The sequence below is a fragment of the Undibacterium sp. Ji49W genome, from assembly GCF_049340205.1.
GTDB lineage: Bacteria > Pseudomonadota > Gammaproteobacteria > Burkholderiales > Burkholderiaceae_D > Undibacterium.
Map to the genome: position 1 here is coordinate 184210 of NZ_JBMPOW010000011.1, position 25773 is coordinate 209982.

Sequence of the window (25773 nt, forward strand, 5' to 3'; positions counted from 1 at the left end):
AGCGAGCGAGCGTCAGCGGGGTCAGGGTGACCAAGCGCAGCGCAAAAAGCGGAATGTACACTAGTACATGAGCATTTTGAGCAGCACATGAGCCCCGCGTCGACTCCGATTGCGCCCGCGCACTAAGATCGCAAACAGGTTCTAAGAAAAAAGGGGATGGCAAATTGCCACCCCCTCCCATGTTTCTTTATTCTTTTGAATTATTTCAAGCCAGCGACATAATCTGCAACGGCTTTCATTTCATCTTCTGACATCTTCTTGGCGATTGTCATCATCTGTGCGCTATTGCCACGTGCACCAGTGATTTTTGCGCCATCCATACGGGTTGCGTTCTGGAAACCTGTCAACTGTGCAATCGTGTAATCCTGATGCTGACCAGCAATACGCGGAAATTGTGCAGGAATACCGGCACCGTTCGGGCTATGACAGCCTGCACAGGCAGGAACATTCTTTTCAGCAATACCGCCACGGTAGATTTGCTTGCCCAGTTCAACGATGTCCTTGTTTTTTGCGGCGCCAGGTTTGGCTTTTTGTGTGGACAGATAAGCAGCCACATTTTTCATGTCGTCTTCTGTCATGGCCTTGGCGAATACAGACATGACTGCATTTTTGCGCACGTCGCTTTTGAATTCACTGAGTTGCTTTACCAAATAGGCATCATGCTGTGCCGCCAGTTTAGGATTGGCAGCAATCGTGGAGTTACCGGCAGCGCCATGGCAGGATACGCAAGCGGTAATACCGCGGGCGGCATCACCGCTGCTATACAGTGCTTCGCCCTTGGCCGGGTCAGCTTTGGCTGGCTTGGCGGCTTCGTTGGCGTAGGCTACTGAAGCAAAAGAAGACACCGCCATAACGGCAATGCTAAAGGACTTGGACAACGACAGGAAAGCACGGTTCATTCAAACACCCTGAGACTAAATAATGGAAATCTGCCCTAATGGCGACGCATAGCTGCTAAGTTAGTGCCCATCAGAATGGGGCAAAAACGGGTATTGGATCATTGTTTTTATCGCTGCCCAATACCTAACCCCTTATTGTACAATAGCTTTCGGGCGTTTTTACTGCCTGATGTTGCATTTTTCCATTATTCCTTTCCTCTATGTCTATCCTCTGGCAAGCCCGCTTCTTTACCACGGTGAATCATCTCCGTGATCTTCCGCGTACCCATGTACCGGAAATTGCCTTCGCTGGCCGCTCGAATGCAGGCAAATCGACTGCAATCAATACCCTGTGCAATCAGAAGAAACTCTGCTTTGCCTCCAAAACACCAGGGCGCACTCAGCATATTAACTATTTTTCAATTGGCGGCGCCCATGTCGGCCAACATCGCAAAGACGAAACCCGTGTGGATGAGATCCGTGCCCTGCTGGTCGACTTGCCGGGCTACGGCTATGCCGAAGTACCAGGCGCAGCCAAGCATCACTGGAATCAGTTGCTGGGTGCCTATGTACAGCGCCGTACCCAATTAGCTGCCCTGGTCCTGATCATGGATGCACGCCGCCCGTTTACGGACCTCGATATCCAGATGCTGGAATGGTTTGCCCCTACCGGCAGGCCCATCCATTGCATATTGACCAAGGCCGACAAACTTAATCGCAGTGAATGTACTGATGCCTTGCGCAAAGCCAAGGCAGTACTCGACAGTTACGTGGATGATGAGGGACCGTTGTTTCCTTTCAGCCTGCAATTGTTTTCTGCACTGAAACGCATAGGCATAGAAGAGGCCGATGCCGCCGTGCAACGTCTGGTTGGCCTGGACCGTGATCCTGCTCTTGATACCGTCGATACCAGCGACGAAGCCGTTGAGCCGGATGCAGCCGGCACCGATGGTCAGCCTGGCGCAGTGTAAAAAAACCCCGGCATATTAGTCCATGCCGGGGTAATAACACCGTTACGAATAGGGACGCACGGTGCCCGCTCAGGGATGAAAAGCGGTAGGCCTGGAGACATGTTCCAACCTGTGCATTAAGATGTTGCAAGTCAAAAAAAGTTTCATTAACCTGCATAAAATTCTTTTCATTTCTGTATGTCGCCGGATTATGGCGCTTATTTTTGTCCTTACTTAGTTAAGTCAATTATTTATGTCAATTATCAAACCTGCCCATTTCCCCGCAATACGTATGCGCCGCATGCGTAAAGATGTATTTTCCCGTGCATTGATGCGCGAAAATATAGTCACCGTGTCTGACCTGATTTATCCGGTATTTGTCATTGATGGCGTCAATCAGCGCGAAAAAGTCGCCTCCATGCCCGGCGTTGAGCGGGTTTCGGTTGATTTGCTGCTGGGTGTTGCTGAAGATTGCGTCGCCCTTGGCATACCTGTCCTGGCATTGTTCCCGGCTATCAACCCAAGCCTGAAAACACCGGATGGCATTGAGGCCACCAACCCCAAAGGTCTGATCCCGCGCGCGGTGCGTGAATTGAAAAGTCGCTTCCCGGAACTGGGCATCCTGACAGATGTGGCGCTCGACCCCTACACCAGTCATGGTCAGGATGGTTTGCTGAATGCAGACGGCTATGTGCTCAACGATGAAACCACGGACATGCTGGTGCGTCAGGCGCTGGTGCAGGCCGAAGCTGGCGTGGACGTAGTTGCCCCCAGCGATATGATGGATGGCCGTATCGGTGCGATTCGTCAAGCACTGGAAAGCAATGATTTCATCCATACCCGCATCATGGCGTACTCTGCCAAATATGCGTCAGCCTTCTATGGCCCTTTCCGCGACGCGGTGGGCTCTGCTGCCAACCTGGGCAAAAGTGACAAGGCCAATTACCAGATGGACCCGGCGAACAGCAATGAAGCCCTGCGTGAAGTCGCGCTGGATCTGGCTGAAGGTGCCGACATGGTGATGGTGAAACCCGGCATGCCGTATCTGGATATCGTGCGCCGTGTAAAAGATGAATTCAAGGTACCCACCTTTGCCTATCAGGTCAGCGGTGAATACGCGATGATCAAGGCAGCAGCACAGAATGGCTGGCTGGATCATAACAAGACCATGATGGAAACCATGCTGGCATTCAAACGTGCCGGTGCCGATGGTATCCTGACTTACTTTGCCCGCGACGTAGCCCGCCTGCTCAAGCATACAGGCTAATTTGATGTCATGTCCGCTGCCATGCCTGTTACCATGCGCTCCGTCCTGATTGTGCTATTTGCCGTACTCGCGATTGCGGGTGCGGAACTTGGCAGTAGCATGGAGGGTGCGCAATTCCTGCACTATGCATTCAAACCGCTGACCACGCTCAGCATCTTTTTTCTTGCGTGGCGTGCACAGCCTGCGATTAATGCGCGTTACCGCCAGGCTATCCTGGTTGGCATCCTGTTTTCATTGCTGGGTGATATCTTCCTGATGCTGCCCATCAGCCTGCTGCCCCAGGGATTTTTACTGGGTCTGCTGAGTTTTTTATTTGCTCATCTGTGTTTTTTGCGCGCCCTGTGCAGCGACACTTCATTCTTTGCGAAACCACTGGTTTTCGCTGCGCTGGCAGCACTCGGTGCAGCCCATCTGTTTGTGTTGTGGCCAGGTTTGCCACCTGCCATGCGCATGCCTGTAGTGGCGTATGTCTGCCTGCTGCTGGCCATGTGCGCCCAGGCCATCAGTCGTGGTATCAGTCTTCGTACTGTGGATAGCCGCCTGGCAATGAGCGGTGGTATCTGCTTCATGCTGTCAGATACCATTCTGGCCTACAACAAATTTTATACCCCTATCCCGCATTCGCCCTTGCTCATCCTTGGCAGTTATTACCTGGCACTATGGCTGATAGCACGTTCAGTTCAAGCGTCTCCATCTGCGCACCAGAATCAAGGTCGGGATCATGCATGAAAAAATTATCACCTTTGCCAGCCCGGTTTTTTTCCTGCTGATTGCCATCGAATTCCTGGTCGCACGAAAAAGGCAAAAGCATCTGTACCGCATCAATGATGCCATCAGCAGCCTCAGCCTGGGTGTCATGAGCCAGATCACCGGTGTGTTTTTGAAGCTACTGTCAGTCGGGGGCTATGCCTGGGTATTTACCAACTTCGCAGCACTGACACTGGACCCTGCAAGCGTCGGGGTCTGGCTTACTGGTTTGCTGCTGTATGATTTTTTATATTATTGGCTGCACCGTATGGGGCATAAAACCAATCTGCTTTGGGCGGCCCATGTCGTGCATCATCAAAGTGAATCCTATAACCTGACCACGGCGCTACGGCAAACCAGTACCGGCCCGCTGTTTGGCTGGGTGTTTTATCTACCCATGGCGATTATCGGTTTTCCGGTGCAGGTATTTGTCGTCATTGCCCTGATGGATTTGCTGTATCAGTTCTGGATACACACCGAACAGATCAACAAGCTGGGCTGGTTTGACAGGGTCTTTGTTTCGCCATCAAATCACCGTGTTCACCATGCAGTAAACGACATCTATCTGGACAAGAATTACGGTGGCATCCTGATTATCTGGGATCGCTTGTTTGGCAGCTTTATCGAAGAACAGGATAACGAGCCAGTGGTATACGGCACGCGTCGCCCCTTGCGTAGCTGGAACCCCTTATGGGCTAATCTGGAAGTCTACAAAGCCGTCTGGCAGGATGCCTGGAATACGCGCAACTGGGCAGACAAATTCCTGATCTGGTTACGACCGCCGGGCTGGCGGCCTGCCGATTTACGTCTCTCCCCTGCCAAACACTTTGATCTCGCACGCCCTCTGTATGATCCATTTGTCAGCAATGCGGCTATCGGCTATTGCCTGCTGCAATTCGTGGCACTATTGCAGGCGGCAACCTATTTCCTGCTGGCGTACAAATCCATGTCAGCCCTGAATGCTGTCGTCTACGCGACGTGGCTGATATTCAGTTTATGGTGCATCGGGGGTTTGATCGAAAAAGGCCGGCTTTATCTGATACCGGAAAGTCTGCGACTGCTGGCGATTTTACTGATGAGCATGCTGAGCGCCAACTGGTTTTATTCTTATGCACTGTCAGTGACCGAACAGGCATTGATTGCAGCAGGCTGTATCATTTCTACCGGCGCATTGTGCTTCATTTTTTTACCTAAGAACACGCATGGACATCTTCCACATTAACGAAACGCAAACGCTGAAAAATCCCGAAGACTATGCGCAATTGCTGAAAGCCGGTGGTTTTTTGTGGCTGGATGCGACACATGACGAAGTCTGTGCCAATCCCGAGGAGTGGCGCAATCTGGTTGAGCAAATCAGCGGCACCCAGATTTATGATCTGCATCTCAAGGATGTCAGAAACCTCAGCCATCCATCCTACTTCGACGCAACACAGGATTACGAGATGGTGGTGTTTCGCAAGTTAACACTGACTGAAGAACCGGTTGAAGCAAAAAACGGCAACAAACGCAAGATACCTGCTGCACTCAATAAACTGGCAACAACACCAGTGGCTTTTTTGTTGATGGAAAATGTACTGGTCACCGTGAGACCAACGCAAAGCCGCACGGTAGAACTGGCCAGGCAGCGCCTGCTTGACTACAAGTTCAAGGCAGAAAGCACAACCCACGGCGGGCGCTTGCCTGCATCGCCAGAAGAACTGATGTTGCGCCTGCTGAATGCCATGGTGGACCAGTACCTGGAACTGCGGCAGCCACTGACCCAGCAACTGGATCGCTGGCAACATGCCTTGCTGGATCCGCGCCGCCCGTTCAACAACTGGATGGCCTTGCTGGATTCGCGCGTGGAATTACGCAAGCTGGATAATCTGTGTGAAGAACAGCGCGACGCCATGCAGGAATTGCGCGATCACATCGTCGACAATCATGACGGCAATAGCCGCGCCAAGGATTTGCTGCTGGTGCGCATCAATGATGTGATGGAACATATCAGTCGTGTCCTCAACCATGCGCGCCGGCTGGAAGCATCACTGGAATCGGCCGTGCAGATACACTTCGCAGCGATGGCCCACCGCACCAGTGAAATCATGCGCACCCTGACGGTAATCACAGCCTTGTTCATGCCTCTGACTTTAATCACCGGCATTTTTGGCATGAACTTTGAAGTCATGCCGCTGCTGAAACACGCATCCGGTTTCTGGATCACCATGGGTGCCATGGGTGTCATCGTAGTGTTGCTGTTGATTTATTTTCGCAGCCAGCGCTACCTGGAAGACCAGGCCCGCCGACGGCGCGAATAAGGTCAACCAGCCTGCTCCATCCTACTGAATACGCCACTACATATAGAAACAAGACCGCATGCAAGAACATACTTTCCTATGGCACGACTATGAGACATTTGGCGCAGTTGCCCGCCGTGACCGCCCGGCCCAGTTTGCTGCCATACGCACCGATGCAGAACTGAATGAAATCGGCGAACCTGTCATGATGTATTGCCGGCCGACGAATGATTTTTTACCCGATCCACAGTCTTGCCTGATTACCCATATCACGCCACAGACCTGCCTGGAACGCGGCATACCTGAACACGAATTCGCAGCCAGGATAGAACAGGAACTAAGCAAGACCGGCACCATAGGTGTGGGTTACAACACGATCCGCTTTGATGATGAAATTACCCGCTTCATGTTCTGGCGCAACCTGATAGACCCCTATGCGCGCGAGTGGCAAAATAATTGTGGTCGCTGGGACATCATGGACATGGTGCGCACCTGTTATGCGCTGCGCCCGGAAGGTATCAACTGGCCACTGAATGATGAAGGCAAGCCCAGCTTCCGGCTTGAGCTGTTAACCGCTGCCAATGGCATAGCGCATGAATCCGCACATGATGCCTTGTCAGACGTGCGGGCAACCATCGCCATGGCCCGCCTGATACGTGATCGCCAGCCGAAATTATTCGATTTCTGTTTTGCCCTGCATAAGAAAGACAAGGCAGCAGCAGAAATTGGTATGCCCTTGCTGGACAAGCCTTTCCTGCACGTGTCGGGTATGTTCCCGACCGACCGTGGTTGTCTGGCAGTGATGTGGCCATTGGCCATGCATCCGAAAAACAAGAATGAGGTTATCGCCTGGGATCTGGCATTTGATCCGTCCGAATTGGCAGGACTGGATGTTGCCACCATACAGTTGCGCATGTTCAGCAAGACGGATGCCCTGCCTGAAGGTATGCAACGATTGCCCGTCAAAAGCATCCATATCAACAAGTCGCCTACCGTCATCGGCAATCTGAAAACCCTGTCAGCCGGCATGGCAGAAAAATGGCGTATCGACATGCCACTCATGCATCAGCATGCAGAAAAAGCAGCCGCACTGGCGCCGTCAATTGCTGCCGTATGGGAACAGGTTTATGCACGACCTGAAGCAGAAGCAGCCGATGTGGATGAAGACTTGTATGGCGGCTTCATAGGCAGCGGTGACCGTCGCCTGCTGAATGAGTTGCGTCGCATGAAACCGGCGCAACTGGCAAAAGCCAGCACTTCATTTCAAGACTCGCGCCTGACTGAATTACTGTTCCGCTACCGCGCCCGCAATTTTTACGACAGCCTGAGCATGGAAGAACAGGAAACCTGGGAAGAGCACCGTGCAGCACGTCTGCTGGATGGTGCAGGCAATGCCAGAACGGTAGAAATGTATTTCAACGAGATCGATAACCTGTCAGAAACAGCTGATGAAACTGCGGAAGAAATTCTGGGAGCTTTATATGATTATGCCGAAATGATAGTGCCATCGCGTTAATTCAAATCTGCTCTGTAAAAAACAAAAAGCCACGACAAATATCGTGGCTTTTTTTTCCGCAAATACGCCGATATGGCTTACATGGCTTATTTGTTTGGCTGCGGTGTGATACGCAGATAAGGACGTGGTGCGGTGTAGCCCTTAGGATATTTTTGCTTGATGACTTCTTCATCTTTGATCGACAAAGGAATGATGACGTCATCACCGTCACGCCAGTTACCCGGTGTGGCAACGGTATACCCGTCTGTCAATTGCAGTGCATCAAGTACGCGCAAGACTTCATCAAAATTGCGACCCGTGGTCAATGGATAGGTAATGATCAGGCGGACTTTTTTGTTTGGATCGATGATGAACAAAGAGCGTACCGTAACTGTCTCGGACTGATTCGGGTGGATCATGTCATACAGCGCAGCAACTTTCTTGTCGGCGTCGGCAACGATAGGGAAACCGACTACGGTGTTTTGCGTATCCTCGATATCCTTGATCCATTTCACATGGGATTCGGCAGCATCTACCGACAAGGCAATCGCTTTGACGTTACGTTTGTCAAATTCAGGTTTCAGTTTTGCCGTCAGGCCTAATTCGGTCGTGCAGACTGGTGTGAAATCAGCCGGATGTGAAAATAGAACAACCCAGGAATTGCCTGCCCATTCATGAAATTTCAATGTCCCGATTGAGGAATCTTGCTCGAAATCAGGGGCGATGTCGCCTAAACGCAAAGTCATTATTTTCTCCAAAAAGGAAACGAGAGTCCGAATATAGCCCCACTGCCATCACGAATCAAGGATAGTTTTGTTGAATGCTTATACTTATCCCTGAATATGTACGGTAATTTGGGCCGTTTGTTTACTTGCCTTCTGCGCGTTGCAACGACGCAAGAAATTTCTCTGCATTCTGGTAGCCGATCACGCGCTTGCCCTGCACTTCTGCACCTTGTCCATCAAAGAAAATAATGCCTGGAGGCCCGAACAGGTTGAAGCGTTTCAACAGGGCTTTGTCATCTGCATTATTGGCAGTCACATCCACCTGCAGCAAGAGCATGGTGTCGAGTCTGGCTTTGACTTTGGGGTCGGTAAAGGTCAGTTTTTCCATTTCCTTGCAGGATACGCACCAGTCGGCATAAAAATCGAGCATGGCGGTTTTGCCTTTGGATTGCGCCAGAGCAGCGTCCAGCTCCGCAACGCTACGCACGCGGGTGAAACTGACGCCATGCGCCTGGCTACCAAACAAATGCGCGAGCGGGGAGAACACATCGCGACCGCCAGTAGTCACGCCGACCAGTTGCACGACACCCAACAGCATGAACACAGCAGCCAGCACTTTCGACCCCATGCCGCCACGATGGAAAAACAATTGATGTACGGCATAAGCGATCAGCAATATCGCCCAGGCTGTCATCTGTACCCAGACCGGGATCACCGGGCTGATCATCCACAAGGCCATTGCCAGCATCAACACGCCGAAGAAACGCTTGATGCTTTCCATCCACATGCCGGCACGTGGCAACAGGCTACCGGCAGACAAGCCGACCAGCAACAAGGGCACGCTCATGCCCATTGCCATTGCAAACAGGGCTGCGCCGCCGACCACCACGTCACGGGTCTGGCTGATATATACCAGTGCACCAGCCAGTGGCGCTGCAACGCAGGGACCAACGATCAGGGCTGAAATGGCTCCCATGAAAAAAACACCGAACAGCTTGCCGTTACGCTGCCCTTCTGATGCCATGGTCAGTTTTGTTTGCAAGGCAGCCGGCACCTGAAGCTGGTAGAAGCCAAACATGGATAGCGAAAGAATCACCATCAACAAGGCAAATGCCGACAAGACCCAGGGATTCTGCAAGGTAGCGGCCAGGCCTTCACCTACAAGGCCGGCAGCGATACCAAGTGCGGTATAGACCAGAGCCATGCCCAGTGAGTAACTGAGGGATAACAGGAAGCCGCGGTGGCGTTGAATACCGGCACCTTCACCGATAATGATGGAAGACAGAATCGGTACCATGGGCAGAACGCAGGGCGTGAACGCCAAGCCCAGTCCAAGCAGCATGAACAGCGGCAAAATCAGACTCAGTTTGCCGCTTTTCAGGGCTGTACTGATGCTGCTGGTTTCATCATCCGTAGCTGGTTCACCCAGCTTGATGGTGCTTGGCTCGCTTGCAAGCGCGGTACTGCCGGCGATTGCCTGCAGTTTGAGCGGGGTTTCCATAGGCGGATAACACAGGCCCTGGTCAGCGCAGCCCTGACGCCCTACTTTCAGCGTGAAATCACCTGTTGACAGGACTGGCACGCGAACCACCAGGGATTTTCTGTAGGTCTCCACCTCTTTCTGAAAGGTTTCATCAAACTTGACCTTGCCTTTTGGCAATTGCGCATCGCCAAGCTTGGTATCGTCAGAAGTGAACTTGAAGCGTTCACGATACAGGTAGTAGCCATCCGCAATCGTGAATGTGACTTCGGCCATACCTGGTTCCACCATTTTTGCTGACACCTTGAATGCCTCTTCCGGATCAAGGAAGTCGTCCGCCTTTGCAAAGGGAGTCAATAAGAGCGCGAATATTAGAGCAAATATCAGGGCAAACAGGTCAAAACGGAGAGCAGATCGCGGTAGCAGGTATGAGTTCATGGCATTTCAGTTTCTTTTTTCACCCACCCCATATAAGCCGGCAGCCCGGCCACCAGGGGAATGGCAATGATTTCAGGTAATTCGTAAGGATGGGTGCTTGTAATCAATTCTTCCAGCTGCGCATAACGGGCCTGCGTCGTCTTGATCATTAACTGGACTTCGATTTCTGCCTGCGGCTGACCATCCCAGTTGTATATGGACAATATATCAGAGGAAATGTTCACGCAGGCTGCCAATTTCTGGGCAACGATCTGACTGGCCATCCGCTTTCCGGTCTCGCGGCCGGGCACATTGGTCAACACCAGTATGAAGTCTTGCGTGTCCATAAGGTCTCTACAAAAAATTTTACTCTGCTTACCAAGACGGGCAGCCTGCCACCAGCATTTGCTCACATCTGTCATTTAGACAGTTATTGGTCGTCACAGACCCTTTTGCATTACACAATGTGGAGAATAAACTGGCAGACACAAAAGCAAAAAGCCGTTCAGTATAAACTGAACGGCTTTTTTTAACCGGGACATTGCTGACACCGGCCTGCATTACTTAAGACCAATTACTTGACATCAATTACTGGAGATTACTCAGCAACTGGTGCATCAGCTGCATCTACGCCTTCTGGACGGTCCAGCAGTTCAACGTATGCCATAGGAGCATTGTCGCCGACGCGGAAACCCATTTTCAGGATGCGCAGGTAGCCGCCGTTACGATTTGCGTAACGTGGGCCCAGTTCAGCAAACAGCTTGACTACCATTTCGCGATCGCGCAAACGGGAGAAAGCCAGACGCTTGTTAGCCAGTGTGTCTGTTTTACCCAAAGTCAGAATCGGCTCGATAACGCGGCGCAGTTCTTTGGCTTTTGGCAAAGTTGTTTTGATGGCTTCGTGACGCAACAGGGATACTGTCATGTTGCGCAGCATTGCCAGACGGTGGGAAGAAGTACGATTCAGCTTACGTAAGCCGTGACGATGACGCATGGTATTTCCTTTCAGATTTAAATGCCAGCTCTTCTATCGATAAAAAGCTTATCGCGGGCCGGTAATTATTTTTACTACGGTTAAAAAACGGGCAGGCTGTCTCAGCCCACCCGTCAGGACAAAATTACTTTTCCAGGCCAGCTGGTGGCCAGTTTTCCAGTTTCATGCCCAAAGACAAACCACGGGACGCCAGAACTTCCTTGATTTCGTTCAAGGACTTGCGACCCAGATTTGGTGTCTTCAACAGTTCATTTTCGCTACGCTGGATCAGATCACCAATGTAGTAGATGTTTTCTGCTTTCAGGCAATTGGCTGAACGTACTGTCAGTTCCAGATCATCGACTGGACGCAACAGGACAGGGTCAACTGCAGGTGCGCGGGATGGGGCTTCAGCAGCTGCTTCAGTACCTTCCAGGGCAGCGAAGACATTCAATTGATCAACCAGCACGCGTGCAGATTGACGGATTGCTTCTTCAGGAGAGATAACGCCATTGGTCTCAATATTGATAACCAGTTTATCCAGATCAGTACGTTGTTCAACGCGGGCAGATTCCACAGCGTAAGAAACACGGCGTACTGGAGAGAAAGACGCATCCAAAATCATACGACCGATGGTTTTGTTCGCATCTTCAGACAAGCGACGAACGTTACCTGGCACATAGCCACGGCCTTTTTCTACCTTGATCTGCATGTCCAGCTTACCGCCGGCTGTCAGATTGGCAATAACGTGATCCGGGTTGATCAGTTCTACGTCATGCGGCAGATCGATGTCGGAAGCCAGTACAGCGCCTTCGCCATCTTTTTTCAATGTCAGCGTGACTTCATCACGGTTGTGCAACTTGAATACGACGCCTTTCAAGTTCAACAGGATGTCAACGACGTCTTCTTGCACGCCATCGAGGGATGAATATTCATGAACAACACCAGCGATCACAACTTCAGTCGGTGCATAACCAACCATAGTGGACAACAGAACGCGACGCAGTGCGTTGCCCAGTGTGTGGCCATAGCCACGTTCAAACGGTTCCATCACGACTTTAGCGTGACCGGCACCCAACATTTCCACATCGATAATACGTGGTTTTAACAGATTGTTTTGCATGAATGTCCTTTTCAATACCCTCGGTTCGTTACACCGATAAGGCTGACGGCATTAAAGAAAAAAGCCTGCCTGTCGCTAAACAGGCAGGCGGTGAAACTTGAATATTAACGAGAATACAATTCAACGATCAGGGATTCGTTGACATCGTGAGCGATGTCGCTACGATCTGGCATGGACTTGAAAGTACCTTCCAGTTTTTTCGCATCAACAGCTACCCATGTAGGCATGCCGGATTGTTCTGCCAGGGACAGGGCTTCAGCGATACGGACTTGTTTTTTAGCTTTTTCACGAACAGCGATCACGTCACCAGCTTTAACCTGGTAAGAAGCGATGTTGACAACGATACCGTTGACTGTGAATGCTTTGTGGCTTACCAGCTGACGTGCTTCAGCGCGTGTGGAACCGAAGCCCATACGGTAAGCAACGTTGTCCAGACGAGATTCCAGCAATTTCAACAGTGTTTCGCCTGTGTTGCCTTTTTGACGGTCAGCTTCAGCGAAGTAGCGACGGAATTGACGTTCCAAAACGCCGTACATACGTTTAACTTTTTGCTTTTCGCGCAATTGGTTACCGAAGTCAGAGGTACGAGCACCAGAAGTGCGACCATGTTGACCTGGTTTTGCGTCCAGTTTGCATTTGGAGTCCAGGGAGCGACGTGCGCTCTTCAAGAACAGGTCCGTGCCTTCGCGACGGGAAAGTTTTGCTTTTGGTCCGATATAACGTGCCACGATATTTTCCTTGTAAATGACGTAATGTTTTCTACACTACGCTAGTCTGATCTGCCTGCAACCAGACGGTGGTCTTAACACCAAAGACGGTGTCTTTGATTATTTTTTTGTACTCTAGAATTTCCACAACACAAAACCCGCCAACGAAATGGCGGGTCTGCATTCTAACGGAGATTCCGCAAGAATGCCAGCAGAGAATGAATCTGCATGCCTAAGATGCTTAAATAATAAGCAGCTTAGCGCTCCAACTTAGATACGACGACGCTTTGGAGGGCGGCAGCCGTTATGTGGGACTGGAGTAACGTCTTGAATCAGGGAAATCTTGATACCCAGATTGTTCAAGGCGCGTACTGAAGATTCGCGACCTGGGCCTGGGCCTTTGATACGAACTTCCAGATTTTTGATACCGCATTCAACGGCCACTTTACCTGCTGCTTCTGCTGCGACCTGCGCTGCAAACGGAGTAGATTTACGTGAGCCTTTAAAACCAGCACCACCGGCAGTTGCCCAAGACAACGCATTGCCTTGACGATCAGTGATCGTGATGATGGTGTTGTTGAAAGAAGCGTGAACGTGAGCAATACCTTCTGCAACGTTCTTTTTAACTTTCTTACGCGCACGTGCTGCTGCAGCGTTATTTTGAGCTTTTGCCATAATGTTTTCCTTGGATCCGGGCTAGCCTGGATTATTTCTTCAAAGATTGCGCTGCTTTACGTGGACCCTTACGTGTACGCGCATTTGTGCGGGTACGTTGGCCACGGCAAGGCAAGCCTTTACGATGACGGAGACCACGGTAGCAACCCAAGTCCATCAAGCGTTTGATGTTCATGGACAGTTCACGACGCAAGTCGCCTTCGACGATAAATTTACCGATTTCGTCGCGAAGCTTCTCGAGTTCGTTGTCATCCAGATCTTTAACCTTTTTATTGGTCAAAACACCTGTTGCGTCACAGATTTTCTGTGCGCGTGGACGGCCAATACCATAGATAGCTGTCAAGCCGATTACGGTATGCTGATGATTTGGGATATTAACCCCTGCGATACGTGCCATTCGTTATTCCTCGTTCAATAACGTTAATTAACCTTGGCGCTGCTTATGGCGTGGTTCTGTGCAAATAACACGAACAACACCCTTGCGCTTGATGATTTTGCAGTTGCGGCAGATCCGCTTAACTGATGCGAGAACTTTCATTTTTGCCCTCTTTCCTTCTAGTTCATTTTAAATTTACTTGGTACGGAACACTATTCGCGCCCGGCTCAAATCATAAGGCGTCAATTCCACTGTCACCTTATCACCTGGAAGAATGCGAATATAGTTCATTCGCATCTTCCCGGAAATATGGCCAAGTACAACATGCCCGTTTTCCAACTTAACTCGAAATGTTGCATTCGGAAGATTCTCCAGAATCTCGCCCTGCATCTGTATAACGTCGTCTTTTGCCATTCGATCTGCTGTCCCCTGGGCGATTACCGTGAAGGAATCCCGCCCTTGAAATTTGCTTTACGAAGAAGAGATTCATATTGCTGGGACATCACATAGTTCTGTACCTGCGCCATAAAGTCCATGGTCACCACCACGATAATCAGCAGAGACGTTCCGCCGAAATAAAATGGTACTTTCCACTTCGCAACCAAAAATTCTGGCAACAGACAAACCAGCGTAATATAAATCGCACCAGCCAGCGTCAAGCGCATCAAAATCTTGTCGATGTAGCGGGCGGTCTGGTCACCAGGACGAATCCCCGGAACAAACGCACCACTTTTCTTCAAGTTATCAGCGGTTTCCTTGCTATTGAATACCAAAGCGGTATAGAAAAAGCAGAAGAAAATGATCGCTACTGCATACAACAAAGCGTGTATCGGTTCACCTGGCGCCATCGACGCAGCCAAATCTTTCAAGAAGGTAACTACACCACTCGTTGAGGATTCAGCACCCTTGGTAAACCAGCTGGTGATCGTCGCCGGGAACAAAATGATGGAAGAAGCGAAAATCGGAGGAATCACACCTGCCATATTCAGCTTCAGCGGCAAATGACTGCTTTGCCCGCCATACACTTTATTACCCACTTGACGCTTGGCGTAATTCACCAGAATCTTGCGTTGACCACGCTCGACATACACCACCGCAAACGTTACTGCAGGAACCAGAACACAGATAACCAGTGCAGAGAAATTCCCTATCTGACCACTGCGTACCAATTCAAACAGATTACTCAAACCACCAGGCAAACCTGCTGCAATGCCAGAGAAAATGATGATGGAGATACCATTTCCCAGACCGCGTTCAGTGATTTGTTCACCGAGCCACATCAGAAACATCGTACCTGTCACCAGGGACACTACCGTCGTAAAACGGAAAGCGAGACCCGGATCTATCACCAGATTAGCCTGACCTTCCAGACCGAATGCAATAAAATAGGCTTGCACAGTTGCCAGCAACAAAGTGCCATAACGCGTATATTGGGTAATCTTTCTACGACCAGATTCGCCTTCTTTTTTGAGGGCTTCCAGTTGCGGAGAGACGATCGACATCAATTGCATGATGATCGACGCCGAAATATACGGGGTGATACCGAGCGCAAAAATTGCAAAGCGCTGCAGCGCACCGCCCGAAAACATATTAAACATACCCAGAATACCGCCCTGGTTTTGTTTAAACATTTCAGCTAGCACATTTGCATCAATGCCAGGTACAGGAACATGTGCACCGATCCTGTAGACAACCAGTGCCGCCAACAAGAACCAGAGTCGACCCCATGGGAACCCGCTTGCCGCACTTTTTTGTTGTGGAGATGTTGCCAATTAATGCTCCGGTTGTCTGCTTAAATTAAGCGATTGTGCCGCCAGCAGCTTCGATTGCAGCTTTAGCGCCTTTAGTGACGATCAAACCGTTCAAAGAAACTTTTTTGGTGATGGCACCAGACAAGATCACACGGACTACACGTGCAAGCTCAGAAACTACGCCGGCTTGTTTCAAAGCCAAAACGTCGATGTCTGTCACTGGCAGGTTTTCCAGATCTGTCAGGCGAACTTCTGCTTTGTACGGTGTTGCCAGTGATTTGAAACCACGTTTTGGCAAACGACGTTGCAGAGGCATCTGACCGCCTTCAAAACCGACTTTATGAAAACCGCCGGAACGGGACTTTTGACCTTTATGGCCACGACCCGCTGTTTTACCTAAGCCTGAGCCGATACCGCGACCAACACGACGTTTGTAGTGTTTTGCGCCATCTGCTGGCTGGATTGTATTCAATTCCATAATTTGCTCCGATCGCAAACCTGACGGCTTACGATACAACCTTCACAAGATACGAGACTTTATTGATCATGCCGCGTACGGACGGCGTGTCTTCCAGTTCGGAAACTGAATTGACGCGACGCAGACCCAGGCCACGTACAGTTGCACGGTGATCCTGGCGTGTGCCGATCAAACCTTTAACCAATTGCACTTTTACTGTCTTAGACATGAGGTGCTCCTTAACCGAGAATTTCTTCAACAGTTTTGCCACGCTTTGCAGCGATTTCAGATGGAGTACTCATCTTGGCCAAACCATTCAAAGTTGCACGAACCATGTTGTAAGGGTTAGTGGAACCGTTGGATTTCGCCACGACGTTCACAATACCCATTACTTCAAAAATCGCGCGCATTGGACCACCAGCGATAACGCCAGTACCTTCTTTTGCCGGAGAAATCATGACGGAAGATGCGCCGTGCTTGCCAGTAACGGTGTGTTGCAGAGTACCGTTCTTCAAAGTCACTTTAATCATCTTGCGACGTGCTTCTTCCATCGCTTTTTGTACAGCAACTGGAACTTCTTTCGATTTCCCTTTGCCCATACCGATACGGCCATCGCCGTCACCAACGACTGTCAGCGCTGCGAAACCCATGATACGACCACCCTTGACCACTTTGGTCACGCGGTTGATCGCGATCATTTTTTCGCGCATGCCATCATCCGGCTTGTCGGCTGCTGTTTTTGCTTGCATTTTTGCCATGACAAATTTTCCTTAGAACTTCAAGCCAGCTTCACGGGCTGCTTCTGCAAGCGCCTTGACGCGACCGTGGTAACGGAAACCGGAGCGGTCAAACGCTACTTCGGTAACCCCTGCTTTGATTGCCTTCTCTGCAACACGTTTGCCGATCAAGCTCGCTGCAGCAGCATTGCCACCCGCACCAGACTTGCCAGCCAACTCTGCACGTACTTCTGCCTCTACGGTAGAAGCCGATGCCAACACTTTGGCGTCTGGGCCAATGATGTTTGCATAGATGTGCAGGTTTGTGCGATGCACGGCCAGGCGGTTCACTTTGAGTTCTGCGATCTTGGCACGGGTTTGACGTGCGCGGCGCAGACGTGATTGTTTCTTGTCCATCGTCAACCCCTATTACTTCTTCTTGGTTTCTTTAATCACAACCACTTCGTCCGCATAGCGAACGCCTTTGCCTTTATAAGGCTCTGGACTGCGGTATGCACGAACTTCAGCAGCGACCTGACCAACTTTTTGCTTATCAATCCCTTTGATCAGGATTTCAGTTGGTGTTGGTGTTGCGCATGTAACGCCAGCTGGCATTGCGTGAACAACAGGGTGCGAGAAACCAAGAGACAAATTCAATTTGTCGCCTTGAGCTTGCGCTTTGTAACCAACGCCGACCAAGCTCAGTTTCTTTTCGAAACCTTTGGTGACGCCGTTAACCATATTGTTGACCAGGGCACGCAGGGTACCGCTCATCGCATTGGCTTCACGACCATCATTAGCTGGGGAAAAACTTAAAGTACCATTGTCGTTCGCAACTGTTACCAAGCCATTCAATGCTTGGGACAGTACGCCCTGTGGGCCTTTAATTGTAATCTGCTCTGTCGAAATGGTGACTTCAGCACCTGCCGGCAAAGCGATTGGCATCTTACCTACTCGAGACATCTTTCACTCCTTAGGCGACGTAGCAAATCACTTCGCCACCGACACCGGTTGCGCGCGCTTTGCGGTCAGTCATAACGCCTTTTGGTGTGGAAACGATCGCCACTCCCAAACCGTTCATGACACTTGGGATCTCGTCTTTACCTTTGTAAATACGGAGACCTGGACGTGAAACACGTTCCAAGCGTTCAATCACAGGACGTCCTGCGTAATATTTCAAGCCGATTTTTAATTCGGACTTACCTGCAGTTTCAGAAACTGCGAAATCTTCAATGTAACCTTCGTCTTTAAGTACGTTCGCAATTGCGATCTTTACTTTGGAAGACGGCATCGCGACGACAGTTTTTTGAACAACTTGTGCGTTACGGATGCGGGTCAGCATATCGGCGATAGGATCGCTCATACTCATTGCTTATTCTCCTATTACCAGCTGGCTTTAGTCATACCCGGGATTTCACCACGCATGGCGACTTCACGGAGTTTAATACGGCCCAAACCAAACTTACGGAATGTGCCACGTGGGCGACCTGTCAAAGCGCAGCGGTTACGCTGGCGGGTCGGATTGGAGTTACGTGGCAAAGCCTGCAACTTCAGACGAGCAGCATATTGCTCTTCTTCAGTCTTTGATTGGTCATCAATGATGGCCTTCAATTCGGCGCGCTTGCCAGCGAATTTCTTCACCAGGTCTGCACGCTTTTGCTCACGATTAATCAGTGCCAATTTTGCCATGGCGACCTCAGTTTCTGAACGGAAATTTAAATGCGGCGAGGAGCGCTTTCGCTTCGTCGTCGGTCTTTGCTGTCGTAGTGATACTGATATTCATACCACGCAACGCGTCGATCTTGTCGTATTCGATTTCAGGGAAAATGATCTGTTCCTTGACACCGATATTGTAGTTACCACGACCATCAAACGCACGACCAGAAACGCCACGGAAGTCACGTACACGTGGCAGAGCCACAGTGATGAAACGGTCCAGGAATTCATACATCTGAGCGCCACGCAAAGTCACCATACAACCAATTGGATAACCTTCACGGATTTTAAAACCAGCGATCGCTTTGCGAGCTTTGGTAACTACTGGTTTTTGACCAGCAATCTTGGTGAGATCACCAACCGCATGCTCGATAATCTTTTTGTCAGCAATTGCTTCAGACAAACCCATGTTCAGGGTGATTTTCAAGATACGTGGGACTTCCATGATTGACTTGTAAGCGTACTTTTCAGTCAATTCACCAACGATTTTATCTTTATATATAGCTTGTAGACGGGCCATGATGTTATGCCTTCACAACTTCGCCAGTCGACTTGTAGATACGGACTTTCTTGCCATCCACTACCTTGAAGCCTACACGGTCTGCTTTGCCAGATGCTGCATTAAACAATGCAACATTCGACACATGAATCGGCATCACTTTATCCACGATGCCACCAACTGCGCCAGTCATTGGGTTTGGTTTAACTGCCTTCTTGGCCACATTAACACCAGCAACAACAACGTAATCGCTATCGATGCATGTTTGCACCTGACCGCGCTTACCTTTGTCTTTACCCGTCAAGACGATGACTTCGTCGTTTTTACGAATTTTGTTCATCACAACCCCTTACAGCACTTCAGGAGCCAGGGACACGATTTTCATGAAGCGCTCAGTACGCAGTTCGCGTGTTACTGGGCCGAAAATACGAGTACCGATAGGCTCAAGCTTTGCATTCAACAATACTGCAGCATTGCCATCAAATTTGACCAACGAGCCATCTTGACGACGAACACCCTTAGCTGTCCTCACGACAACGGCGTTGTAAATTTCACCTTTTTTTACACGACCGCGCGGAGCAGCAGACTTAACAGTGACTTTGATTACGTCACCAATACCCGCATAACGACGCTTGGAACCGCCCAACACTTTAATGCACAAAACTTCGCGCGCACCAGTATTGTCAGCCACTTCCAGCCGGCTTTCTGTTTGAATCATAATGTTCTCTTTCCCAACTTAATCCACACAACTTGCACTATGCAAATTTGTAGTCAGTCTTGGTCCTGCCAGCTAACCCCTACATAACCTACAATGCACGAGCCAACTGATTAGGTGGACGATTTTTTAACCACTTTCACAACAGGAGGGCGTTGCGAAAGACATTTAGGCTGCCATTCGCTTACTTTGCAAATGACAGCCCATCATTATTACACCAAAAAACGATTTGTGCAATAAATTTATACTACTTGTGCGACTTGAATCACACGTGTCACTGTCCAAGCTTTAGTCTTGGAGATAGGACGACCTTCTTGAATTTCAACGGTGTCGCCTGTCTTTGCCTGGTTATCTTCACTGTGTGCATGGTACTTTGCAGTACGAACAATGATCTTGCCATACAAAGGGTGTTTGACGTGACGTTCAACAAGTACTGTTACAGTCTTGTTCATCTTGTCAGAGACAACCTTGCCAATCAATGTGCGCGTCAGTGCGACTTTAACTTGATCGTTCATTATTTGGCATCCTTCTGGTTCATGACGGTTTTCACACGTGCGATGTCACGACGAACTTTCTTCAATTGAGAAGTGTTAGTCAGCTGTTGCGTAGCGATTTGCATACGCAGGCTGAATTGTGCCTTCAGCAATTCATTCAGTTCTTTGGTCAAAGCCGCCTGATCCTTACCTTGGAGTTCAGATACTTTCATTTACAACTCCTATTATTGGCCGACTTGACGGACGACGAACGTAGTCAACAGCGGCAATTTAGCTGCAGCCAAGCGGAACGCTTCGCGTGCCAGCGTCTCATCGACACCATCCATTTCGTACAACATTTTGCCTGGTTGAATCTCGGCAACGTAGTACTCAGGATTACCTTTACCATTACCCATACGGACTTCCGCTGGTTTCTGGGAAATTGGCTTGTCCGGGAAAATGCGGATCCAGATACGGCCACCGCGTTTAATGTGACGTGTCATTGCACGACGCGCAGCTTCAATCTGACGCGCTGTGATACGACCACGACCAACTGCCTTCAAGCCAAACTCACCGAAGGAAACTGCTGTACCACGAGTATGCGAGATACCCTTGTTACGGCCTTTCTGTTCCTTGCGATATTTTCTGCGTGCTGGTTGCAGCATGATTATTCTCCTGCTTTCTCAGCCGGTGCTGCAGCGTCAGCTTTTGCGCGTACGCGCTTGGCTGCCGGGGCTGCTGCGCCGGTCGTCGGTGTTTGTCCTTCTGGACGCTTGGCGCGTGGACGGCTATTTGGCTTGCCATCATCACGACGTGGGCCACGACGTTTTTTGTCGTCTTCCGGAGTCGCTTCGATAACAGGCGCATCGCCATTTGCCAAACGATCGCCTTTGTACACCCATACTTTTACGCCAATGATGCCGTAAGTTGTGGATGCTTCGCCGAAGCCGTAGTCGATGTCAGCGCGCAAAGTATGCAGAGGCACACGGCCTTCGCGATACCATTCTTTACGTGCGATTTCGATACCGTTCAAACGACCACCAGACATGATCTTGATACCTTGAGCACCCAGACGCATTGCATTCTGCATCGCACGTTTCATGGCGCGGCGGAACATGATGCGTTTTTCCAGCTGTTGAGCGATAGAATCAGCGATCAATTGTGCATCGATTTCTGGCTTGCGAATTTCTTCGATGTTGACGTGAACTGGCACGCCCATCAATTTCGACAACTCAGCTTTCAATACTTCAATGTCTTCGCCTTTTTTACCGATTACAACGCCTGGACGGGAGCTGTAAATAGTAATGCGTGCGTTTTTGGCAGGGCGCTCGATAACGATGCGGCCTACAGACGCGTTTTTCAGTTTCTTCTTCAGGTATTCACGTACCTTCAGATCTTCGATGAGCATGGTGGCAAAGTTACCATTGCCAGCATACCAGCGAGAAGACCAGTTACGCGTTACTGCCAAACGAAACCCGGTTGGATGTATCTTCTGTCCCATCGTGACTCCTTAGTTACCAACGGTCACATAAATGTGACAGGATTGTTTAGAGATACGATCACCACGACCCTTAGCGCGTGCTGTGAAGCGCTTCAGAATCGCACCTTTTTCGACATAGATAGTCTTTACTTTCAGCTCATCGATGTCCGCGCCATCATTGTGCTCGGCGTTTGCAATTGCAGACTCCAACACTTTCTTGATGATCGCAGCACCTTTTTTTGGGCTGAATGCCAGGATATTCAATGCCTGATCTACTTTTTTACCGCGAATCAGGTCAGCCACCAGGCGACCTTTTTGCTCAGACAGACGCACACCGCGCAAATTTGCTTTAGTTTCCATCATCGGTCCTTATCTCTTAGCCTTTTTATCGGCAGCGTGACCCTTGAACGTACGGGTCAGCGCGAATTCGCCGAGCTTGTGACCAACCATGTTTTCGGAAACATAAACTGGTACGTGTTGCTTACCGTTATGAACCGCAATGGTCAAACCGATGAAGTCCGGCATAATTGTCGAACGACGGGACCAGGTCTTGATTGGCTTTTTGTCTTTAGTCGCTTGCGCGGTTTCGACTTTCTTCACCAGGTGGGCGTCGCAAAACGGCCCTTTTTTCAATGAACGTGTCATGTTTTATCCCTTATTTCTTACCACGGCGTGAGACGATCATCGAAGTAGTACGCTTGTTGCGACGTGTCTTCTTACCCTTGGTTTGCTGACCCCATGGTGATACTGGGTGACGGCCGGCTGCAGTTTTACCTTCACCACCACCGTGCGGGTGATCGACCGGGTTCATGACCACACCGCGAACGGTAGGACGAACACCACGCCAACGCATCGCACCAGCTTTACCGATTTTGCGCAGGTTATGCTCGCCGTTGCCTACTTCACCGATTGTTGCGCGGCATTCGATATGAATACGACGAACTTCACCGGAGCGCAGACGAACCTGAGCGTAAGTACCTTCGCGTGCCATCAGCACAACGCCAGCACCAGCTGTACGTGCGATCTGAGCACCTTTACCTGGCAGCATTTCTACGCAATGCATAGTTGTACCAACCGGGATATTACGGATAGGCAAACAGTTACCAGATTTGATCGGCGCTTGCGAACCGTTCATGACCTGATCACCAGCTGCCATACCTTTAGGAGCGATGATGTATGCACGTTCACCATCCGCGTAGCACAACAAAGCAATGTGTGCTGTACGGTTAGGATCGTATTCAATACGCTCTACTTTTGCAGGGATACCATCTTTGTTGCGTTTGAAGTCAACCAGACGATAATGCTGCTTGTGGCCACCACCGATATGACGGGTAGTGATGTGACCGTTATTATTACGGCCAGCAGTTTTTGATTTCTTTTCCAACAAAGCAGCGAACGGACGACCTTTGTACAGGCCTTCTGTCACTACCTTCACCATACCACGACGACCTGGTGAGGTTGGCTTCATCTTAACGAGTGCCATGCTTATGCCCCCTCAGTGAAGTTAATTTCCTGACCTGGCTTCAAGCATACAAAAGCGCGTCTTGTATGATTGCGGCGGCCATTAAATTTACCGGTACGTTTTTGTTTACCTTGGCGATTTGCTACCTGTACAGATTCAACTTGTACTTTGAACAGCAATTCGACGGCAGCTTTGATTTCTGGCTTGGTTGCATCTGGCATAACCAGGAAAACCACTTGCTCATTCTTTTCAGCAACCATAGTTGCTTTTTCAGAAATCACAGGAGCCAGCAACACCTTCATCAGGCGTTCTTCGCTAATTTTGACTTGTGCGCTCATGCCAGCATCTCCTCAATCTTTGCCAGTGCTGGCTTGGTGATCAACACTTTCTTGTAGAACACCAAAGAAACTGGATCAGCATAACGTGGCTCAACAACCAATACGTTTGCCAGGTTACGCGCTGCCAACATCAGGTTTTCATTGAATTCGTCAGTAATGATCAGGACGGAATCCAGGCAACCCATTGCTTTCAGTTTTTCGGACAACAGTTTTGTCTTAGGTGCATCAACAGCAACATTGTCGACCACATTCAAACGACCTTCACGAGCCAACTGGGACAGAATCGAGCAGATACCTGCGCGATACATCTTTTTGTTAACTTTGTGAGAGAAGTTCTCATCAGGCGAGTTCGGGAATATACGACCACCGCCACGCCACAATGGAGAAGAAGACATACCAGCACGTGCACGACCAGTACCTTTTTGACGCCAAGGCTTCTTGGTTGTGTGATGGACTTCTTCACGATCTTTTTGTTTACGATTACCGCTACGAGCATTGGCTTGGAATGCAACGACGACTTGATGGATCAAGGCTTCATTGTAGTCGCGACCAAAGATAGTATCAGGAGCGGCTACATTCGACGCTGCTTGACCTTGTTCGTTTAGGAGCTTCAGTTCCATGGATTAGGCTCCCTTCTTGGCTTTAACTTTAACAGCAGGAGATACAATCACCTGACCATTTTTTGCACCCGGCACGGCACCCTTCACCAGCAACAACTGACGCTCTGCATCAACGCGAGCGATTTCCAGATTTTGCACAGTGCGAGTTGCATCACCCAGATGACCAGTCATGCGCTTACCAGGGAATACACGACCTGGATCCTGCGCCATACCGATAGAACCAGGTACATTATGCGAACGGGAGTTACCGTGAGTTGCACGACCAGAAGAGAAATGGTGACGCTTGATGGTACCGGCATAGCCTTTACCAATTGTTACGCCTTGCACATCCACTTTTTGACCAGCTTCGAACATACCAACAGGCACAACATCGCCTGCTTTCAATTCAGCAGCTTTAGCAGCATCAATACGGAATTCTTTTAATACAGTACCAGCTTCAACACCTGCTTTTGCGAGGTGACCGGCAGCCGCTTTTGTTACGCGGGATGCACGGCGCTGACCGAAAGTTACCTGAACAGCGGAGTAACCGTCTGTTTCAGGAGTTTTGACTTGCGTCACGCGGTTGTTGGATACGTCCAAAACAGTAACCGGAATTGAATCCCCGTCATCTGTGAAGATGCGCATCATACCAACCTTGCGACCAACTAGGCCCAAGCTCATTGTTTTCTCCATTCTCACCTACGATTGGGTGAGGCTGATGTTTAAAAAACTTAAACGAATAGGCCAGCAAATGCTGACCTACATCTAAGCCTTCGATTATAGCCTGCGAATTTTTTATTTACAAGACTATTTATTTGAATTTTCGAAAAATTGTGGTATGTCGAATTTTCAGTATTTATCTGGAAATACAAATTTGCATCCGTATTTCCCGACCAATTGGGATTATTGCAATTTGATTTCTACGTCAACGCCAGCTGGCAGATCGAGCTTCATCAATGCATCAACTGTTTTGTCAGTTGGGTCGACGATGTCCATCAAACGCTGGTGAGTACGGATTTCGAATTGATCACGGGAAGTTTTGTTCACGTGTGGGGAACGCAGTACGTCGAAACGCTGGATACGTGTAGGCAAAGGAACCGGGCCTTTAACAACAGCGCCAGTGCGCTTGGCTGTTTCTACGATTTCCAGAGCGGACTGATCGATCAGCTTGTAATCGAAAGCCTTCAGACGGATACGGATTTTTTGATTTTGTGTGGACATGTTCATTCCTGTAAAGAGCGAGCCACTAACGGCAGAACCGGTGGCATATTGAATAAAGAGCGAAAACTACACTGGCTGCCGCATCAAATTGAATACGACAGCCAGCTAGTATACTACAAATTACGGCAGATATTACTCGATGATTTTAGCAACAACGCCAGCACCAACTGTACGGCCACCTTCACGGATAGCGAAGCGCAAGCCTTCTTCCATCGCGATCGGGTTGATCAATTTAACAGTGATAGATACGTTATCAC

The 25773-nt window shown here is 49.7% G+C and carries 39 protein-coding genes and 1 pseudogene; 6 read left to right on the plus strand and 34 right to left on the minus strand.

Going from position 1 to position 25773, the window contains the following annotated elements; all coding sequences use genetic code 11:
• Window positions 1-200: 200 nt before the first annotated feature.
• Window positions 201-899: a c-type cytochrome gene (locus ACO0LK_RS15570; RefSeq protein ID WP_422976548.1), complete on the minus strand. Its 699-nt coding sequence runs from the start codon at window positions 897-899 to the stop codon at window positions 201-203.
• 200 nt (window positions 900-1099) lie between these two features.
• Between ACO0LK_RS15570 and yihA the strand changes: the two genes are divergently transcribed.
• From yihA to sbcB, 6 genes are all read left to right on the plus strand, one after another.
• Window positions 1100-1849 carry a ribosome biogenesis GTP-binding protein YihA/YsxC gene (gene yihA / locus ACO0LK_RS15575; protein ID WP_422976550.1) on the plus strand — a complete coding sequence of 250 codons (750 nt, stop codon included), beginning with the start codon at window positions 1100-1102 and terminating at the stop codon, window positions 1847-1849.
• Between the two features lie 232 nt (window positions 1850-2081).
• The gene (gene hemB, locus ACO0LK_RS15580; protein ID WP_422976552.1) at window positions 2082-3095 is read left to right on the plus strand and encodes a porphobilinogen synthase; all 1014 of its coding nucleotides are present in this window, start codon (window positions 2082-2084) and stop codon (window positions 3093-3095) included.
• A gap of 9 nt (window positions 3096-3104) precedes the next feature.
• On the plus strand, window positions 3105-3824 hold the full coding sequence (locus ACO0LK_RS15585; RefSeq protein ID WP_422976554.1) for a lysoplasmalogenase: 720 nt from the start codon (window positions 3105-3107) through the stop codon (window positions 3822-3824).
• Window positions 3817-5064 carry a sterol desaturase family protein gene (locus tag ACO0LK_RS15590; RefSeq protein WP_422976556.1) on the plus strand — a complete coding sequence of 416 codons (1248 nt, stop codon included), beginning with the start codon at window positions 3817-3819 and terminating at the stop codon, window positions 5062-5064. The genes ACO0LK_RS15585 and ACO0LK_RS15590 overlap by 8 nt, the downstream gene beginning before the upstream one ends.
• On the plus strand, window positions 5045-6139 hold the full coding sequence (locus ACO0LK_RS15595) for a magnesium transporter CorA family protein (protein WP_422976558.1): 1095 nt from the start codon (window positions 5045-5047) through the stop codon (window positions 6137-6139). The genes ACO0LK_RS15590 and ACO0LK_RS15595 overlap by 20 nt, the downstream gene beginning before the upstream one ends.
• Window positions 6140-6197: 58 nt before the next feature.
• Window positions 6198-7634, plus strand: a complete 1437-nt coding sequence (sbcB, locus tag ACO0LK_RS15600; protein ID WP_422976560.1) for an exodeoxyribonuclease I — start codon at window positions 6198-6200, stop codon at window positions 7632-7634.
• Between the two features lie 86 nt (window positions 7635-7720).
• Here the strand turns inward: sbcB and ACO0LK_RS15605 are convergent, their stop codons facing one another.
• The 33 genes and pseudogenes from ACO0LK_RS15605 to tuf all read right to left on the minus strand — a co-directional run.
• Window positions 7721-8359 carry a peroxiredoxin gene (locus tag ACO0LK_RS15605; RefSeq protein WP_186950486.1) on the minus strand — a complete coding sequence of 213 codons (639 nt, stop codon included), beginning with the start codon at window positions 8357-8359 and terminating at the stop codon, window positions 7721-7723.
• A gap of 121 nt (window positions 8360-8480) precedes the next feature.
• On the minus strand, window positions 8481-10256 hold the full coding sequence (dsbD, locus tag ACO0LK_RS15610) for a protein-disulfide reductase DsbD (protein ID WP_422976562.1): 1776 nt from the start codon (window positions 10254-10256) through the stop codon (window positions 8481-8483).
• On the minus strand, window positions 10253-10582 hold the full coding sequence (gene cutA, locus ACO0LK_RS15615) for a divalent-cation tolerance protein CutA (RefSeq protein ID WP_422976564.1): 330 nt from the start codon (window positions 10580-10582) through the stop codon (window positions 10253-10255). The genes dsbD and cutA overlap by 4 nt, the downstream gene beginning before the upstream one ends.
• Window positions 10583-10833: 251 nt before the next feature.
• Entirely contained in the window at window positions 10834-11229 is a 396-nt protein-coding gene (gene rplQ, locus ACO0LK_RS15620; protein ID WP_110255935.1) for a 50S ribosomal protein L17, read from the minus strand.
• Window positions 11230-11353: 124 nt separating this feature from the next.
• Complete coding sequence (locus tag ACO0LK_RS15625; RefSeq protein ID WP_110255934.1) at window positions 11354-12331, minus strand: DNA-directed RNA polymerase subunit alpha; 978 nt, start codon at window positions 12329-12331, stop codon at window positions 11354-11356.
• A gap of 104 nt (window positions 12332-12435) precedes the next feature.
• On the minus strand, window positions 12436-13059 hold the full coding sequence (gene rpsD, locus ACO0LK_RS15630) for a 30S ribosomal protein S4 (protein WP_186950497.1): 624 nt from the start codon (window positions 13057-13059) through the stop codon (window positions 12436-12438).
• A 249-nt stretch (window positions 13060-13308) separates the two neighbouring features.
• A complete protein-coding gene (gene rpsK, locus ACO0LK_RS15635; RefSeq protein ID WP_110255932.1) occupies window positions 13309-13713 on the minus strand; it encodes a 30S ribosomal protein S11 in 405 nt (134 codons plus the stop codon).
• A gap of 31 nt (window positions 13714-13744) precedes the next feature.
• Window positions 13745-14110 (minus strand): 30S ribosomal protein S13, encoded by a 366-nt coding sequence (gene rpsM / locus ACO0LK_RS15640; protein ID WP_186950499.1) that lies wholly within the window; start codon window positions 14108-14110, stop codon window positions 13745-13747.
• Between the two features lie 27 nt (window positions 14111-14137).
• Complete coding sequence (gene rpmJ, locus ACO0LK_RS15645) at window positions 14138-14251, minus strand: 50S ribosomal protein L36 (RefSeq protein ID WP_014004415.1); 114 nt, start codon at window positions 14249-14251, stop codon at window positions 14138-14140.
• 33 nt (window positions 14252-14284) lie between these two features.
• Window positions 14285-14503: a translation initiation factor IF-1 gene (gene infA / locus ACO0LK_RS15650; RefSeq protein WP_005663428.1), complete on the minus strand. Its 219-nt coding sequence runs from the start codon at window positions 14501-14503 to the stop codon at window positions 14285-14287.
• Between the two features lie 23 nt (window positions 14504-14526).
• Window positions 14527-15861, minus strand: a complete 1335-nt coding sequence (gene secY, locus ACO0LK_RS15655) for a preprotein translocase subunit SecY (RefSeq protein ID WP_186950501.1) — start codon at window positions 15859-15861, stop codon at window positions 14527-14529.
• Window positions 15862-15886: 25 nt separating this feature from the next.
• A complete protein-coding gene (gene rplO, locus ACO0LK_RS15660; protein ID WP_186950503.1) occupies window positions 15887-16318 on the minus strand; it encodes a 50S ribosomal protein L15 in 432 nt (143 codons plus the stop codon).
• A gap of 28 nt (window positions 16319-16346) precedes the next feature.
• The gene (gene rpmD, locus ACO0LK_RS15665) at window positions 16347-16526 is read right to left on the minus strand and encodes a 50S ribosomal protein L30 (protein WP_110255928.1); all 180 of its coding nucleotides are present in this window, start codon (window positions 16524-16526) and stop codon (window positions 16347-16349) included.
• 10 nt (window positions 16527-16536) lie between these two features.
• On the minus strand, window positions 16537-17055 hold the full coding sequence (rpsE, locus tag ACO0LK_RS15670) for a 30S ribosomal protein S5 (RefSeq protein WP_110255927.1): 519 nt from the start codon (window positions 17053-17055) through the stop codon (window positions 16537-16539).
• A gap of 12 nt (window positions 17056-17067) precedes the next feature.
• On the minus strand, window positions 17068-17430 hold the full coding sequence (gene rplR / locus ACO0LK_RS15675) for a 50S ribosomal protein L18 (protein WP_110255926.1): 363 nt from the start codon (window positions 17428-17430) through the stop codon (window positions 17068-17070).
• 12 nt (window positions 17431-17442) lie between these two features.
• The gene (gene rplF / locus ACO0LK_RS15680) at window positions 17443-17976 is read right to left on the minus strand and encodes a 50S ribosomal protein L6 (RefSeq protein ID WP_422976570.1); all 534 of its coding nucleotides are present in this window, start codon (window positions 17974-17976) and stop codon (window positions 17443-17445) included.
• Between the two features lie 10 nt (window positions 17977-17986).
• On the minus strand, window positions 17987-18382 hold the full coding sequence (rpsH, locus tag ACO0LK_RS15685) for a 30S ribosomal protein S8 (RefSeq protein WP_162039557.1): 396 nt from the start codon (window positions 18380-18382) through the stop codon (window positions 17987-17989).
• Window positions 18383-18396: 14 nt separating this feature from the next.
• A complete protein-coding gene (rpsN, locus tag ACO0LK_RS15690; protein ID WP_110255923.1) occupies window positions 18397-18702 on the minus strand; it encodes a 30S ribosomal protein S14 in 306 nt (101 codons plus the stop codon).
• A gap of 7 nt (window positions 18703-18709) precedes the next feature.
• Entirely contained in the window at window positions 18710-19249 is a 540-nt protein-coding gene (gene rplE, locus ACO0LK_RS15695; RefSeq protein WP_186950505.1) for a 50S ribosomal protein L5, read from the minus strand.
• Between the two features lie 4 nt (window positions 19250-19253).
• Window positions 19254-19568: a 50S ribosomal protein L24 gene (rplX, locus tag ACO0LK_RS15700; protein WP_186950507.1), complete on the minus strand. Its 315-nt coding sequence runs from the start codon at window positions 19566-19568 to the stop codon at window positions 19254-19256.
• A 9-nt stretch (window positions 19569-19577) separates the two neighbouring features.
• The gene (rplN, locus tag ACO0LK_RS15705) at window positions 19578-19946 is read right to left on the minus strand and encodes a 50S ribosomal protein L14 (RefSeq protein WP_006464924.1); all 369 of its coding nucleotides are present in this window, start codon (window positions 19944-19946) and stop codon (window positions 19578-19580) included.
• A gap of 239 nt (window positions 19947-20185) precedes the next feature.
• A complete protein-coding gene (gene rpsQ, locus ACO0LK_RS15710) occupies window positions 20186-20458 on the minus strand; it encodes a 30S ribosomal protein S17 (protein ID WP_186950509.1) in 273 nt (90 codons plus the stop codon).
• The gene (gene rpmC / locus ACO0LK_RS15715; RefSeq protein ID WP_110255919.1) at window positions 20458-20649 is read right to left on the minus strand and encodes a 50S ribosomal protein L29; all 192 of its coding nucleotides are present in this window, start codon (window positions 20647-20649) and stop codon (window positions 20458-20460) included. Before rpmC ends, rpsQ begins: the two co-directional genes overlap by 1 nt.
• 12 nt (window positions 20650-20661) lie before the next feature.
• Window positions 20662-21081: a 50S ribosomal protein L16 gene (rplP, locus tag ACO0LK_RS15720; protein WP_110255918.1), complete on the minus strand. Its 420-nt coding sequence runs from the start codon at window positions 21079-21081 to the stop codon at window positions 20662-20664.
• Window positions 21082-21083: 2 nt separating this feature from the next.
• On the minus strand, window positions 21084-21917 hold the full coding sequence (gene rpsC, locus ACO0LK_RS15725; protein ID WP_422976574.1) for a 30S ribosomal protein S3: 834 nt from the start codon (window positions 21915-21917) through the stop codon (window positions 21084-21086).
• Between the two features lie 9 nt (window positions 21918-21926).
• The gene (gene rplV, locus ACO0LK_RS15730) at window positions 21927-22259 is read right to left on the minus strand and encodes a 50S ribosomal protein L22 (protein WP_174244915.1); all 333 of its coding nucleotides are present in this window, start codon (window positions 22257-22259) and stop codon (window positions 21927-21929) included.
• 6 nt (window positions 22260-22265) lie between these two features.
• Window positions 22266-22541, minus strand: coding sequence for a 30S ribosomal protein S19 (rpsS, locus tag ACO0LK_RS15735; RefSeq protein ID WP_110255916.1), 276 nt, complete (start codon window positions 22539-22541; stop codon window positions 22266-22268).
• A 10-nt stretch (window positions 22542-22551) separates the two neighbouring features.
• On the minus strand, window positions 22552-23379 hold the full coding sequence (rplB, locus tag ACO0LK_RS15740; protein ID WP_186950513.1) for a 50S ribosomal protein L2: 828 nt from the start codon (window positions 23377-23379) through the stop codon (window positions 22552-22554).
• Window positions 23380-23381: 2 nt separating this feature from the next.
• Entirely contained in the window at window positions 23382-23696 is a 315-nt protein-coding gene (gene rplW / locus ACO0LK_RS15745; protein ID WP_110255914.1) for a 50S ribosomal protein L23, read from the minus strand.
• The gene (gene rplD, locus ACO0LK_RS15750; protein WP_186950515.1) at window positions 23693-24316 is read right to left on the minus strand and encodes a 50S ribosomal protein L4; all 624 of its coding nucleotides are present in this window, start codon (window positions 24314-24316) and stop codon (window positions 23693-23695) included. Before rplD ends, rplW begins: the two co-directional genes overlap by 4 nt.
• Window positions 24317-24319: 3 nt before the next feature.
• Window positions 24320-24976: a 50S ribosomal protein L3 gene (gene rplC / locus ACO0LK_RS15755; RefSeq protein WP_110255912.1), complete on the minus strand. Its 657-nt coding sequence runs from the start codon at window positions 24974-24976 to the stop codon at window positions 24320-24322.
• A gap of 222 nt (window positions 24977-25198) precedes the next feature.
• Window positions 25199-25516, minus strand: a complete 318-nt coding sequence (gene rpsJ, locus ACO0LK_RS15760; protein ID WP_110255911.1) for a 30S ribosomal protein S10 — start codon at window positions 25514-25516, stop codon at window positions 25199-25201.
• 132 nt (window positions 25517-25648) lie between these two features.
• Window positions 25649-25773 (minus strand): annotated as a pseudogene (gene tuf / locus ACO0LK_RS15765) (elongation factor Tu); the annotation flags it as partial.